We start from the raw sequence: 13,847 nt of genomic DNA, 5'->3' as shown, positions 1-13,847 counted from the left end.
TCTACTATGTACATTTCAAATTGTACTTCTCCTTTTTCCGGTTCCATCTTATTTTAACAGTTAAAAAGTTTTTATCGTTAATTTCTAAAATACGAAAAGGATGTTTGATTATTGCGTTTAATGGCAGATAAATAATTTTTATGACACTTCTGTAGCGTTTTGACATTCAGAGGCGTAATACTGAAAAAAGAACATTATGAATTTTTTTTACAAGAGATATTTCCTGCTTATTGCTGCATTTTCTTTAATGTTGATTTATGTTACCTGCGGTAAAGAGGTTGAGGTTAAAGATGAAGTAAGTTTGAAAAGAGCAATTAACCCGGGTATTACCGGTGAATGGGAATTAACTGCAATAAATAGCAACGAGAGGTGGGGTGGTGAACTAAAGTGGAGCCCTTCCGTAAAAATTGCGTACGTCAAGTTTGCCGACAACGGGAAGTATTTTAGAAAAGAAGATGGCGAACAGAGCTATAACTTGCGGGGCTCTTATATACTCATAGACGATAAACGTTTAGAGATAACAGATTGCGATAATAAAAATAAATCAATCAAAGAGTACCACTTGGAAGGAAACCAGTTGACCTTGCTTTTTGGATTTGAGGGTGTGACAGGCGAAAAATTTGTACGTATAGCACCCTGAAAATTATATTTTATTTAGCTTTTCATCTTGTTTAAGCTTTTTTATCTTTGCCCATGCAAGAAAAAATCATCATTCTTGACTTCGGGTCGCAATACACACAACTGATTGCCCGGAGAGTAAGAGAGCTTAACGTTTACTGCGAGATTCATCCGTACAATAATCTTCCCCAATTTGATTCTTCTGTTAAGGGGATTATTTTTTCCGGCAGTCCTTATTCTGTAAGACAGGAAGAAGCACCTGAAATAGACTTTTTACGTTTTCATAATAAATTGCCTTTATTAGGGGTATGTTATGGAGCGCAATACCTCGCTCACAAATCAGGAGGAGAAGTTGTTCCATCAACTATTCGGGAATACGGACGAGCTAATCTTCATTTTATTAATGATCAAAATCCCCTTCTTAAAAATATTCCGAAAGATTCACAGGTCTGGATGTCACATGGCGATACCATTGCCGACATTCCATCGGGTTTTGAAATCATCGCCAGTACCGATACGGTTAAAGTGGCGGCTTACCAGATCAATGGAAGTAAAACTTTCGGAATTCAATTTCATCCGGAAGTAACGCACAGTACAGATGGAAAGCAACTCCTTGAAAACTTTCTGGTAGATATTTGTGGTTGTACACAGAACTGGACTCCCGATTCTTTTATAGAAACCACTATCGCTTCGCTTCGTGAAAAAATCGGCGATGACAAGGTAGTGCTGGGCTTATCAGGCGGAGTAGATTCATCGGTTGCTGCAGTGTTGCTTCATCATGCAATAGGTAAAAACCTTCATTGCATTTTTGTTGATAACGGTTTGTTGCGCAAAAATGAATTTGAACAAGTGCTTGATTCTTATAAGCACATGGGTTTAAATGTAAAAGGAATAAATGCGAAAGATCGGTTTTTAGTCCAACTTGCCGGAATTAAAGATCCTGAGCAGAAAAGAAAAACTATCGGGAGGGTATTTATAGAGGTGTTTGATGATGCTGCTCACGAAGTTCAGGATGTAAAATGGCTTGGACAGGGAACTATTTATCCCGATGTAATTGAATCAGTTTCCGTTAAAGGACCTTCAGCTACTATAAAATCGCATCATAATGTTGGAGGATTACCTGATTTTATGAAGCTTAAAGTGGTAGAACCTCTGAATACTTTATTTAAAGATGAAGTTCGCAAAGTAGGTAAAGCCTTAGGAATTGATGATGTAATTTTAGGGCGTCATCCTTTCCCTGGTCCGGGCCTGGCTATTCGTATTCTGGGAGATATAACTCCTGAAAAAGTAGCTATTTTGCAGGAAGCGGATGCAATTTATATAAATAATCTGAAAGCTTCTGGCTGGTACGATAAGGTTTGGCAGGCAGGAGCGATTTACCTTCCTGTGCAATCTGTAGGAGTAATGGGTGATGAGCGGACTTATGAAAATGTGATCTGTTTAAGAGCAGTAGGCTCTGTAGACGGAATGACAGCTGACTGGAGCCATTTGCCTTATGAGCTGCTTGCAAAAATATCTAACGAGATCATAAACAATGTAAAAGGTATAAACAGAGTTGTTTACGATATCAGCTCAAAACCACCTGCTACAATTGAGTGGGAGTAAGCTTATCAAAAAGATTACGGCCTTGTTTTTGTTCTGTGGCAATAGCTAAAGTAGTTGTCTCCTTCTGGAGATTAGGGAAGATATGAGGTTTGAAAATCAACTAAAAACGTTTCTTCGAATTTTGAACGAATACCCGGGAGACGTGCCCCTGGCAAAATTTCTTCCGGTTTTTTTTCGTGCAAACAAACAGATGGGTTCAACCGACCGGCGCACGGCAAGCCGCCTTCTTTATAATTATTTCAGGATAGGTAAAGCTGTTCCGGAAGTATCTGTTGAAGAACGTTTGATGATAGCGGAATTTTTATGCGAAAGACAAGCTAATCCTTTTCTGGAAAATTTCAGGCCAGATTTTAATCAACGAATAGAGTTGCTTGTTGAAGAGAAAATTGAATGGCTGAACCAACAGGGAGTTTCATTTAACCTGTATGACGTCTTTCCTTTTCATAAACATCTTTCTGCCGGATTGGATAAAACTTCATTTTTAAACTCTTTTTTTATTCAGCCTGATCTTTTCATCCGCCTTCATCCTGGGAAGGAAAAACAGGTAAAGAATATATTGGAAGTTGCAGGTATACCTTTTATTGAAGAAGGTGCAGATACATTACGATTACAGAATGGTACAAAGTTAGATCAGCTGTTCCCTGATTTGCGACCTTTTGAAATACAGGATCTGTCTTCGCAAAAAACCGTTCAGTATTTCAAGCCTCAGAAATACGATTACTGGTGGGATGCCTGTGCTGCTTCTGGTGGCAAATCCTTATTGTTGTTTAGTCAGCAGCCTGAAATTAAATTGCTGGTTTCTGATGTAAGGGAAAGTGTTTTATCAAACTTGGATGAACGTTTTCAGCAAAGCGGATTAAGAAACTACCAGAAGAAAGTTTTAGATCTGACCGAAGATCCCCAGCCCTTTCTGCATAGTTATTTGTTCGATGGAATTATATTGGATGCTCCTTGCAGTGGTTCCGGAACCTGGGGCCGCACTCCGGAAATGATCGGCCAGTTTCGCGAACAACGAATTCTGAGTTTTCAAAGGTTACAGCAATCTATTGCTAAACAGGTTGTAAAATACCTTAAAGAGGGGAACCCGCTGATTTTTATAACCTGTTCGGTTTTTAAGGAAGAAAATGAGGAAAATGTAGATTTTTTGGTTAAAGAGTTAGGTTTGAAATTAGAAAAACAGGAATTAATTAAAGGTTATAATTTAAAAGCGGATAGCATGTTTGTAGCACGGCTAATCAAGTAGATGTGCAGGTAGGTATAATATGCCAAAAATCTGCAAACTCATATTGTTACAGTCCTGTATTACTTCTGAATAGTTTTACCGCTATTGCAAGCAATATCAACCCAAAAGCTTTTCTTAAAACATCTAAGCCAGCTTTACCGAAAAGACGTTCCAGACGGGCGGTATTTTTAAGTACAATATAAACGAAGCCCATATTCAGTATAATCCCTATCAGGATATTAAGGGTAGAATATTCAGATTTTAAAGAAAGTAAGGTTGTCATAGTGCCTGCCCCGGCAATCAATGGAAAGGCCACGGGAACGATTGAAACACTTTCAGGGGCTTCTTCTTTAAAAACATGTATCCCTAATATCATTTCCATTGCTATAATGAAAATTACGATAGAACCGGCTATTGCGAATGAAGGAATATCAAGGCCGATTATTTTAAGTAATTCATCCCCTAAAAATAGAAAAACGATCATCAATATCAGGGCAGCAATAGTAGCTTTGCCCGATTGAATATGGCCGGCTCTGTTTCTTAACGTAATAATAACAGGAATAGAGCCAATAATATCAATGATCGCAAACAGGATCATTGTTACAGAGGCTATTTGTTTCAAATCTATTTGCAGAGAATCCATTATCCTTTTGATGAAGTTAAACTGGCTTGAATAAAAAAAGGTTTCGGAAAACCGAAACCTTGAATACACTTATAATTCTGGTTTCGGAGGATCTACCGGAAGAACTACCTTATGCTGATTTCGTATTACAGAATGTTTTTTGCTGTACAGCCAATAAATAAGAAGGCCTAACAGCATCCAGATAGCCAATCGCAGCCAGGTGTCTAAAGGTAAGGATGCCATCATTATAAAGCAGGTAATGACACCGGCAATAGGAACAAACGGAACCCATGGCGTTCTGAAAGGACGCGGGGTTTTAGGATCGCTTTTACGCATAACCATTACGCCGATACAAACCAATATGAATGCAAACAAGGTGCCTATTGAAACCATTTCGCCGACAATGCTTACAGGAACGAAAGCAGCAAACAAACTGATAAAGACTGCGAAAAGCATATTAGTTTTAAAAGGAGTCTGAAACTTGGGATGTAAATTGGAGAACACTTTAGGAAGCAGGCCATCTTTAGACATTGTATAAAATACCCTTGATTGTCCCATAAGCATTACCAGCATTACCGAAGTATAACCGGCCAGAATTGCAACTATAATTGCTTCCTGTAACCAGGCATAAGGAGTTTTAGCTATTGCTACTGCTACAGGTGCAGCGCTTCCTTCAAATTCTTTGTAGTTGGCAAGGCCTGTCATTACATGCGAAAAGAGTACGTATAAAATGGTACATACCACCAAAGATCCGATAATTCCGATGGGCATTCCCTTTTCTGGGTTTTTGGCTTCCTGTGCTGCGGTTGAAACCGCATCAAATCCAATAAATGCAAAGAATACTACTCCGGCACCTCGTAATATACCTGACCAGCCAAACTCACCAAAGGTTCCGGTATTTTCAGGTATATAGGGAGTATGATTTGAAGGGTTTATATGACTCCAGCCAACAGCGATAAAAACTAATACAACAGCAACTTTTAATATCACCAGCATATTGTTTATAAAAGCCGACTCCCGCGTTCCTCTGATAAGAAGTAAGGAAAGACAAATAATAATAAAAACCGCAGGGACATTCATGATACCGCTAACAATTGTTCCATCTGCGAGAGTTGCAGTTTCCCATGGAGACATGGTGAATTGTGGCGGTATGACAATGTCGAAGTAATGCAGGAATTTAATGAGGTATTGCGACCAGCTTATTGAAACCGTTGCCGCTCCAAGTGCATATTCAAGTACCAGGTCCCATCCAATAATCCAAGCCATAAATTCACCCATGGTAGCGTACGAATAAGTATATGCACTTCCGGCAATAGGGATCATAGAGGCGAATTCGGCGTAGCATAAACCTGCAAAAGCGCAGGCGACAGCCCCAATAACGAACGAAATGGTTACTGCAGGGCCGGCGTTATGAGCAGCAAGACCGGTTAATGAGAATAGCCCAGCTCCAATAATAGCCCCGATTCCCAAGGTTACCAGGTTAAAACTTGATAAGGTTCTTTTTAAAGTTCCCTGTCCGCTTTCAGCAGCTTCTTTCAGTAAAACATCTAAGGGTTTAACAAATCGCATAAATTTTTTGTGTTAATAGCTATAATTTCAGGCCTTAAAGATCAAACCTACTTAAATTAATCGAAAAGAAAAAGAGCTCTTATTATAGCCGGAAAGTTGGATTATTTTTGAATTGTGAATCAGATCGTTCCTTTTGAACTTTTTCTGGTGATTATTAATGGAGAGTAAAATAACAAAAGAGGCCGTATCAACATACAGCCTCTTTTGCAGGTAAGTTATTTATTTTTATTAATTACAGTAAAAGCAGTTTGAGGGGATGTGATTTTAACTTCTTTCCTGATTTCTGGTTTAAATGCAGCCTCGTTAGTACTGTCCTTGTGGATGTGAGGTGCAATAATTAAGGAAACAATCGACATCAGTTTAATAAGAATATTCATTGATGGCCCGGAAGTATCTTTAAACGGATCTCCAACGGTATCACCAGTAACTGACGCTTTGTGAGGCTCTGATTTTTTGTAATAAGTTTCTCCGTCAATTACTACTCCTTTTTCAAAGGATTTTTTTGCATTATCCCAGGCGCCGCCGGCGTTTGATTGGAACATTCCCATCAAAACTCCCGATACAGTTACACCTGCAAGTAATCCTCCTAAAACTTCTGGTCCGAATGAAAATCCCACGATAAGGGGTACAATTAAGGCAATTGCTCCGGGTAGCATCATTTCACGGATGGAAGCTTTGGTAGAAATGGCCACACATTTTTCATATTCCGGTTTGGCTTTGTATTCCATAATTCCCGGAATTTCTCTGAACTGGCGACGTACTTCCTGAACCATATCCATTGCCGCACGTCCTACTGCAGAAATACATAATGAAGAGAAAATAAAAGGGATCATACCGCCCACAAACAACCCGGCTAATACATCGGCTTTATAAATATCAATGCGGTCAATGCCGGCAATTCCAACAAATGCTGCGAACAAAGCAAGGGAAGTTAATGCTGCCGAAGCAATTGCAAAGCCTTTTCCGGTTGCTGCAGTTGTATTTCCAACCGCATCCAGGTTATCTGTCCGGTGGCGCACTTCTTCCGGAAGCATACTCATTTCTGCAATACCTCCTGCATTATCAGCTATCGGTCCGAATGCGTCAATAGCTAACTGCATGGCCGTAGTTGCCATCATACCAGCTGCCGCGATAGCAACTCCATATAATCCGGCAAAATGGTACGAGCCATAAATTCCTGCAGCAAGTACCAGTATTGGAAGTACAGTTGATTCCATTCCAACCGCCAATCCACCAATAATATTGGTTGCATGGCCGGTTGAAGACTGCTGAACGATTGATTTTACCGGACGTTTGCCCATTGCAGTATAGTATTCTGTGATGATGCTCATCAGTGTTCCTACAATTAAACCAACGATAATAGATAAGAAAACATCTGTATTGGTAAACTCATAACCTCTTATCGACATGGTATCGGGCAGCAGCCATCTTACAGCAAAAAAAGAAGCGATAGCCGTTAAAATGATAGACGACCAGTTACCCATGTTCAGGGCATTCTGCACGCTGTCGGTTTCATTTTTTATTTTAACAAAAGTGGTAGAGATAATGGAAAAGATCAATCCCAAACCGGCAATGAGCATGGGTAAAAGGATTGGAGCAATTCCTCCAAAATTATCCTGAGAGGTAATTTCACGTCCTAAAACCATGGTTGCAAGAATGGTAGCCACATACGAACCAAAAAGGTCAGCGCCCATACCCGCAACATCGCCTACGTTGTCGCCTACGTTATCTGCTATGGTTGCAGGGTTACGAACATCGTCTTCCGGAATTCCCGCTTCTACTTTACCAACAAGGTCTGCACCTACGTCGGCAGCTTTTGTATAAATACCTCCTCCAACACGTGCAAATAAAGCGATGGATTCAGCACCTAATGAAAATCCTGCTAACACTTCAAGGGCCTTTTCCATATCGTGTCCATTTACATCGCCTGTCTGTGCTACGTAAATCTGGTAAAAAACAATGAATAAGGAACCTAATCCTAAAATCGCCAATCCGGCTACCCCGATTCCCATAACGGAACCTCCTGTAAAAGATACTTTTAGCGCTTGTGCTAAACTGGTACGGGCTGCCTGAGTGGTGCGCACATTGGCTTTAGTAGCAATGTTCATTCCGATGTATCCTGCAAGGGCAGAAGTAAAAGCACCTATTAAAAAAGAAACAGCTATTACCCAACTGGAAGTTTCAACCAATGTTCCTGAATAAGCTAACAATACGGCGGCAATAATTGCGAAATACGTCAGTATCTTCCACTCTGCTCTTAAAAAAGCCATTGCGCCGCTGGCAATATATCCCGCTAATGTTTTCATATTCTCATCGCCGGCTTCCTGCTTCGATACCCAGGCCGATTTTGATAACATTACCAGGATTCCAATAAGGCCAAAAACCGGGATCAGGTAAATTAAATTTTCTTGTAAAAATTGCATATATTCTATTACAGATTAAAAATGATTATTTGGTTAATTATGTTAGTTTTCAAAAATAGCAGGGTAATTTGATTAAACAAATAAAATTCACTGATAATTGAATGTTCCTTTCGTAAAGGAAAAGTACTTCTGATTGTTTGCCTCTGATTTAAAATAGATGCATTTTTAGGATAAATTACTAACTTCCCTGCCAAATTATGGAACAACCAATTGAAACAACCGGAATGAAACGTGAACTCGGTCTGCTCGACGCTACTTTACTGGTCGCCGGGAGTATGATTGGCTCGGGGATTTTTATAGTAAGCGCTGATATTACACGAAACGTAGGTTCGTCTGGCTGGTTGATAGCTGTTTGGCTTATAACCGGCTTTATGACTCTTATAGCCGCAGTTAGTTACGGCGAGTTAAGTGCCATGTTTCCGAAAGCAGGTGGCCAGTATGTTTACCTGAAAGAAGCGTATAATCCATTAATCAGTTTTCTTTACGGATGGAGCCTTTTTGCTGTAATACAAACAGGAACGATTGCCGCTGTAGGAGTTGCCTTTTCAAAATTCACCGCATACCTTATCCCGGAGGTTAGTGAAAGCCTTGTTTTATTCACAATAGGAAGTTTTAAAATATCACCGGCGCAGATTCTGTCTATCGTAATCATTGTCCTGCTTACGTTTATAAATACGCGGGGAGTAAAAAGCGGCAAGCTTATTCAAACTACATTTACGTTGACAAAAATCTTAAGCTTATCAGGCTTAATTATATTCGGGTTATTAGCCTTGAGGTCGGATATATGGAATATGAACTGGTCTGAGGCATGGACCTTACAGAAGCTGAACAAAGCCGGCACTTTTGAACAATATACAACCGTGGCTGCTTTAGGTGCAATTGCCGCTGCAATGGTCGGTTCTATTTTTAGTAGTGACGCATGGAATAATGTAACTTTTATTGCCGGCGAGATCATTAACCCGAAACGGAATATAGGATTGAGCTTGTTTTTCGGGACGCTGATTGTAACTATAATTTATGTGATGGCAAATGTAATGTATACAGCAGTTTTGCCTCTGCATGAAATTGCTACTGCTGATAAAGACCGCGTTGCCGTCGTAGCCTCTCATGCAATATTTGGTAATGTCGGCACCGTTATCATTGCTTTAATGATTATGATTTCTACATTCGGCTGTAATAATGGCTTAATACTTTCTGGTGCAAGGGTCTATTATACAATGGCAAAAGATGGTTTATTTTTCGAAAAGACTGCCAGGTTGAATAAAAATGCAGTACCCGAATTTGCGCTTTGGATTCAGTGTGTAGTCGCTTCCTTACTTTGCCTGAGCGGCAAATACGGAGATTTGCTCGATATGGTTTCTTTTGTTGTGGTGATATTTTATGTGCTGACAATAGCCGGAATATTTATTCTAAGAAACAAACGGCCTGATGCAGAACGCCCTTACAAAGCTTTCGGATATCCAATTCTTCCTGCTTTGTACATTATAATGGGTTTAACTTTCTGCTCTCTCTTAATCTGGTTTAAACCCGGTTTTACCTGGCCAGGACTAATTATCGTGTTAATTGGCTTGCCGATTTATTATGTGTGGGGCGGGGTTTCCAGGGAAGATAACACACGAGCAAATAAATAATTCAATTATTTCAGTCAAAGAAAGCTTGATATTAAAATTGAGTTTTTATGATAAACAATATTTATTACAGTACTGCTTAATAAGAATAGTTACAAGCTTTTAACTTTTGCCGTTAATCTTTATCCTTTCACCTTAATTTCATTCAGCATTTTATTAATCACAGTCTTTTTTTAATTTTGACCTTCCTTTCAAATAAGAGTCAAATTGGAGAATAATCAGCTTACTACCGTAAATACCGCAAAAGATTTAGGTCTTTTACCAGAAGAGTTTGAGAAAATAAAAGAAATACTCGGCCGCACGCCCAATTTTACCGAGCTTTCTATTTTTTCAGTGATGTGGAGCGAGCACTGCTCATATAAAAATTCCATTGTATGGTTAAAAACATTGCCGAAAGATGGTCCTCGGATGCTGGCTAAAGCAGGAGAAGAAAATGCAGGACTGGTAGATCTTGGCGATGGAATTGGATGTGCGTTTAAAATCGAATCTCACAATCACCCTTCAGCTCTTGAACCATATCAGGGTGCTGCTACCGGGGTAGGCGGTATCAATCGTGATATTTTTACCATGGGTGCCCGGCCAATCGCCCAGCTCAATTCCCTGCGTTTTGGCGATCCTACGCTTGAACGTACCAAATGGCTTATCAAAGGCGTAGTAAAAGGAATCGGTGATTATGGCAATGCTTTTGGAATTCCAACAGTAGGCGGGGAAGTGTTCTTTGACGAATGTTACAATATCAATCCTTTAGTAAATGCGATGTCGGCAGGCATCGTAAAAGCAGGTGAAACTGTATCTGCAACTTCTTATGGAGTAGGTAACCCGGTATTTATTGTAGGTTCAGCAACCGGTAAAGATGGTATTCACGGAGCGGCTTTTGCGTCGAAAGATATAACAGAAGATTCCGTAAACGATTTACCTGCCGTACAGGTCGGAGATCCTTTCCAGGAGAAATTACTTTTAGAGGCTACATTAGAGGTAATCCAAACCGGTGCGGTAATAGGCATGCAGGATATGGGAGCAGCGGGAATTATCTGCTCTAATTCAGAAATGTCCGCTAAAGGTGAACACGGAATGCGGATTGATTTGGATAAAGTTCCGATGCGCCAGGAGAATATGAAGCCTTTTGAAATCCTGCTTTCCGAATCTCAGGAACGTATGCTTATTGTAGTAGAAAAGGGCAGGGAAGCAGACGTGCAAAAAGTGTTTGATAAATGGGATTTGAACTGCGTGCAGATTGGCGAAGTAACAGACACTAAACGTCTGGTGTATTATATGAACGGGGATCTGGTGGCAGACGTTCCGGCTGATGATCTGGTTTTAGGTGGTGGGGCTCCGGTTTACCATCGGGAATATCGTGAACCGGCATACTATCAGGAATTTAAAAAATTCAAAATAGAAAATGTTGCTGAGCCGGAAGATCTGAAAGCGGTTGCTCAGCATCTGATAGCTCATCCTAACATTGCTTCTAAACGTTGGGTAACCAACCAGTATGATTCCATGGTAGGTACCGCAAATATGACTATCAATCGCCCAAGTGATGCGGCTGTTGTAGCAGTTAAGGGAACTGATAAAGCAATTGCACTAACAGTTGATTGCAACTCTCGCTACGTATATGCAGACCCAAAAATTGGTTGTGAAATTGCTGTTGCCGAAGCCGCCCGAAATATTACCTGCGCCGGAGGTGAGCCTGTTGCTATTACTAACTGCCTCAATTTTGGGAACCCTTATGTCCCGGAAGTTTACTGGCACTTTGTAGAGGCAATTAAAGGAATGGGAGAAGCCTGCACCAAATTTCAAACCCCTGTGACCGGTGGAAACGTAAGTTTTTATAATCAATCCAGCGATGAGGGCCCTGTTTTTCCGACTCCAACTATCGGTATGTTAGGGGTTTTGGATGATGTAAATACATTAATGACCTTAGATTTTAAGTCAGAAGGAGATCTGATTTATCTGATTGGTGAAAGTGTTAATGATATCGCTTCTTCACAATATCTTGCATCCTATCATAAAATTGCGACCTCTCCGGCTCCTTATTTTGATCTGGAAAAAGAATACGAAACACACCAGGTAATAAAGCACCTGATTCGGGAAAAACTGATCGAATCGGCGCATGATGTAGCTGACGGGGGATTATTTATTGCTTTGTTTGAGGCAGCAAAACCAAATCAGCTGGGTTTTGAAATTGAATCTGACGAGCAAATAAGAAAAGACGCGTTTCTTTTCGGTGAAGCTCAGGGGCGTATTGTTGTTTCAGTAAAGCCGCAAAACCAGGAAACCTTTGTGGAACTGATGGCTACTACCGAAATTGATTTCAGTCTTTTAGGAACAGTAAATAAAGGTGCGATGCTGGTTGATGGTGAATCATTCGGAACGGTATCTGAAGCTGCATCAGTGAATGAAAATGTACTCTACGATCTGTTAGGTGAGTAGAAATGCTTCAGCTGAAAAGGATACATCACGTAGCAATAATAGCCTCAAATTATCCAAAATCGAAAAAGTTTTATACAGAAGTTTTAGGATTTGAAGTTATACGTGAAGTTTACAGAGAAGAGCGGAATTCTTATAAGCTTGACCTGAAAGTAGGCGATCTGTATCAGATTGAACTGTTTTCCTTTCCGTCTGCACCTCCGCGACTTTCTGCTCCTGAAGCCTGTGGCTTACGGCATCTGGCTTTTGAAGTAACAGATATCAGGGAAGCCATTATAGCTTTAAATCAAAAAGGAATTGCAACCGAAGTGATACGCACAGATCCTTTTACAGGAAAGCAATTTACTTTTTTTGCCGATCCTGACGGACTGCCTTTAGAGCTTTATGAGAGCTGATCTGGAATCTTTATCTTTCAACTTTTACCTTTTTACTTTCAACTTGTCGGTTTATGTTCCATTTTAAGCAATTCTCTATTGATCAAACAGGCTGCGCCATGAAGATCAATACAGATGGAGTATTGCTTGGAGCACTTGCCGAAAGTGAAAATCCCATGTCAATTCTTGATATAGGAACCGGAACGGGCGTAATTGCTTTAATGCTGGCTCAGCGTTTTTTGCAGGCAACTGTAGAAGCGGTTGAAATTGATAAATCTGCTGCTGAAAGAGCTGCTCTTAATTTTAGTGATTCCCCTTTTGCGGATCGGCTGAAAGTTTGCAATATGTCTTTTCAGGATTTTTTTCTTAACTATCCTGATAAACAATTTGACATGATTGTTTCAAATCCACCCTTTTTTATTAATTCTCTGAAGAATCCTGATAGCAGGAAAAACTTAGCGAGGCATACCATGCCTGAATTTTTTGCCAGTCTTGTTTCATTATGTTATAAGCATCTTAGCAGAAATGGAATATGCTGGTTTATCCTTCCGGTTCATGTTGCTGATCTGGTTAACAAATATGCTAAAGAAACAGGTTTGGAAATGACTACCACTATAAGGATAAAATCTTTTGAAAATTCCGAACCTCACCGGTATTTAATTGCCTATAAAAAGAACTCCGATGCACTAAGCAGTTCTGATTTTATAATATATCAAAGTGAAAAGGTATATTCAGAAGAGTACAAAGCAGCCTTGTCTCCTTTTTTTACTATCTTTTAAACTATGACAAAAATTGGGTTAATATCCGATACGCACAATTATCTTGATGAAGCAGTGTTTGCATATTTTAAGGATTGTGACGAGATATGGCACGCAGGCGATTTTGGAAGTTTAGAATTAGCCAACCGGCTGGCTTCATTTAAACCGTTAAAGGGAGTTTTTGGAAATATTGATGATCAGGATATTCGAAAAATATATCCCGAAAAATTACGATTTACCTGCGAAGGGATTGAGGTATTAATGACTCATATCGGCGGTTACCCGGGGAAATACAATCCGAAAATCAAACCCGAGTTAATTAGCAATCCTCCAAAAATATTTATCGCAGGGCATTCTCACATACTAAAGGTTATCTACGATCCAAAAATTAATTGTCTTCATTTAAACCCCGGCGCTGCCGGTAAGCAGGGATGGCATCAGGTGCGTACACTTTTACGTTTTTCGATTGATGGGGAAAAGATTCAAAGTATGGAAGTAATTGAACTGGGGAAGAAGTAGTTCATAGCTTTTAGCCGATAGGATATAGCTTATAGTTCATGGATTATAGCGAATAGTTAATAGATTATGGCGAATAGTTATA

The 13,847-nt window shown here is 39.9% G+C and carries 11 protein-coding genes; 8 read left to right on the top strand and 3 right to left on the bottom strand.

The window, feature by feature from the left end:
• Positions 1 to 196 precede the first annotated feature (196 nt).
• The 3 genes from ACLCDL_RS05385 to ACLCDL_RS05375 all read left to right on the top strand — a co-directional run bounded on the left by ACLCDL_RS05385 (position 197) and on the right by ACLCDL_RS05375 (position 3,466).
• Positions 197 to 640, top strand: coding sequence for a lipocalin family protein (locus tag ACLCDL_RS05385; RefSeq protein WP_423147247.1), 444 nt, complete (start codon positions 197 to 199; stop codon positions 638 to 640).
• A gap of 53 nt (positions 641 to 693) precedes the next feature.
• Positions 694 to 2,223, top strand: a complete 1,530-nt coding sequence (gene guaA, locus ACLCDL_RS05380) for a glutamine-hydrolyzing GMP synthase (RefSeq protein ID WP_423147246.1) — start codon at positions 694 to 696, stop codon at positions 2,221 to 2,223.
• 82 nt (positions 2,224 to 2,305) lie between these two features.
• Positions 2,306 to 3,466 carry an RsmB/NOP family class I SAM-dependent RNA methyltransferase gene (locus tag ACLCDL_RS05375; protein ID WP_423147245.1) on the top strand — a complete coding sequence of 387 codons (1,161 nt, stop codon included), beginning with the start codon at positions 2,306 to 2,308 and terminating at the stop codon, positions 3,464 to 3,466.
• 46 nt (positions 3,467 to 3,512) lie between these two features.
• Here the strand turns inward: ACLCDL_RS05375 and ACLCDL_RS05370 are convergent, their stop codons facing one another.
• From ACLCDL_RS05370 to ACLCDL_RS05360, 3 genes are all read right to left on the bottom strand, one after another.
• Positions 3,513 to 4,088 carry a MarC family protein gene (locus ACLCDL_RS05370; RefSeq protein WP_423147244.1) on the bottom strand — a complete coding sequence of 192 codons (576 nt, stop codon included), beginning with the start codon at positions 4,086 to 4,088 and terminating at the stop codon, positions 3,513 to 3,515.
• Positions 4,089 to 4,157: 69 nt separating this feature from the next.
• Positions 4,158 to 5,636, bottom strand: coding sequence for an amino acid permease (locus tag ACLCDL_RS05365; RefSeq protein WP_423147243.1), 1,479 nt, complete (start codon positions 5,634 to 5,636; stop codon positions 4,158 to 4,160).
• A gap of 215 nt (positions 5,637 to 5,851) precedes the next feature.
• Positions 5,852 to 8,059, bottom strand: coding sequence for a sodium-translocating pyrophosphatase (locus ACLCDL_RS05360; protein ID WP_423147242.1), 2,208 nt, complete (start codon positions 8,057 to 8,059; stop codon positions 5,852 to 5,854).
• Positions 8,060 to 8,256: 197 nt separating this feature from the next.
• Here ACLCDL_RS05360 and ACLCDL_RS05355 point away from each other — a divergent pair, with 197 nt between their 5' ends.
• From ACLCDL_RS05355 to ACLCDL_RS05335, 5 genes are all read left to right on the top strand, one after another.
• The gene (locus ACLCDL_RS05355; RefSeq protein WP_423147241.1) at positions 8,257 to 9,690 is read left to right on the top strand and encodes an APC family permease; all 1,434 of its coding nucleotides are present in this window, start codon (positions 8,257 to 8,259) and stop codon (positions 9,688 to 9,690) included.
• Positions 9,691 to 9,894: 204 nt separating this feature from the next.
• Positions 9,895 to 12,117: a phosphoribosylformylglycinamidine synthase subunit PurL gene (purL, locus tag ACLCDL_RS05350; protein WP_423147240.1), complete on the top strand. Its 2,223-nt coding sequence runs from the start codon at positions 9,895 to 9,897 to the stop codon at positions 12,115 to 12,117.
• Positions 12,118 to 12,119: 2 nt separating this feature from the next.
• Positions 12,120 to 12,509 (top strand): SMU1112c/YaeR family gloxylase I-like metalloprotein, encoded by a 390-nt coding sequence (gloA2, locus tag ACLCDL_RS05345; RefSeq protein ID WP_423147239.1) that lies wholly within the window; start codon positions 12,120 to 12,122, stop codon positions 12,507 to 12,509.
• Positions 12,510 to 12,562: 53 nt separating this feature from the next.
• On the top strand, positions 12,563 to 13,267 hold the full coding sequence (locus ACLCDL_RS05340) for a tRNA1(Val) (adenine(37)-N6)-methyltransferase (RefSeq protein ID WP_423147238.1): 705 nt from the start codon (positions 12,563 to 12,565) through the stop codon (positions 13,265 to 13,267).
• Positions 13,268 to 13,270: 3 nt separating this feature from the next.
• On the top strand, positions 13,271 to 13,765 hold the full coding sequence (locus ACLCDL_RS05335; protein ID WP_423147237.1) for a metallophosphoesterase family protein: 495 nt from the start codon (positions 13,271 to 13,273) through the stop codon (positions 13,763 to 13,765).
• Positions 13,766 to 13,847 lie beyond the last annotated feature (82 nt).

It is taken from the genome of Rubrilithobacter danxiaensis (assembly GCF_047272945.1).
In the GTDB taxonomy this organism is placed as follows: Bacteria; Bacteroidota; Bacteroidia; order Sphingobacteriales; family Sphingobacteriaceae; genus Rubrolithibacter; species Rubrolithibacter danxiaensis.
Note: the sequence above shows the minus strand (reverse complement) of the source record. Positions and strands in the feature narration are given on the sequence as shown.

What these genes read in the sequence shown, in the direction of transcription:
- ACLCDL_RS05385 (WP_423147247.1), top strand. Translation starts at nt 197, where the DNA reads ATGAATTTTTTTTACAAGAGATATTTCCTGCTTATTGCTGCATTTTCT.
- guaA (WP_423147246.1), top strand. Translation starts at nt 694, where the DNA reads ATGCAAGAAAAAATCATCATTCTTGACTTCGGGTCGCAATACACACAA.
- ACLCDL_RS05375 (WP_423147245.1), top strand. Translation starts at nt 2,306, where the DNA reads ATGAGGTTTGAAAATCAACTAAAAACGTTTCTTCGAATTTTGAACGAA.
- ACLCDL_RS05370 (WP_423147244.1), bottom strand. Translation starts at nt 4,088, where the DNA reads ATGGATTCTCTGCAAATAGATTTGAAACAAATAGCCTCTGTAACAATG.
- ACLCDL_RS05365 (WP_423147243.1), bottom strand. Translation starts at nt 5,636, where the DNA reads ATGCGATTTGTTAAACCCTTAGATGTTTTACTGAAAGAAGCTGCTGAA.
- ACLCDL_RS05360 (WP_423147242.1), bottom strand. Translation starts at nt 8,059, where the DNA reads ATGCAATTTTTACAAGAAAATTTAATTTACCTGATCCCGGTTTTTGGC.
- ACLCDL_RS05355 (WP_423147241.1), top strand. Translation starts at nt 8,257, where the DNA reads ATGGAACAACCAATTGAAACAACCGGAATGAAACGTGAACTCGGTCTG.
- gloA2 (WP_423147239.1), top strand. Translation starts at nt 12,120, where the DNA reads ATGCTTCAGCTGAAAAGGATACATCACGTAGCAATAATAGCCTCAAAT.
- ACLCDL_RS05340 (WP_423147238.1), top strand. Translation starts at nt 12,563, where the DNA reads ATGTTCCATTTTAAGCAATTCTCTATTGATCAAACAGGCTGCGCCATG.
- ACLCDL_RS05335 (WP_423147237.1), top strand. Translation starts at nt 13,271, where the DNA reads ATGACAAAAATTGGGTTAATATCCGATACGCACAATTATCTTGATGAA.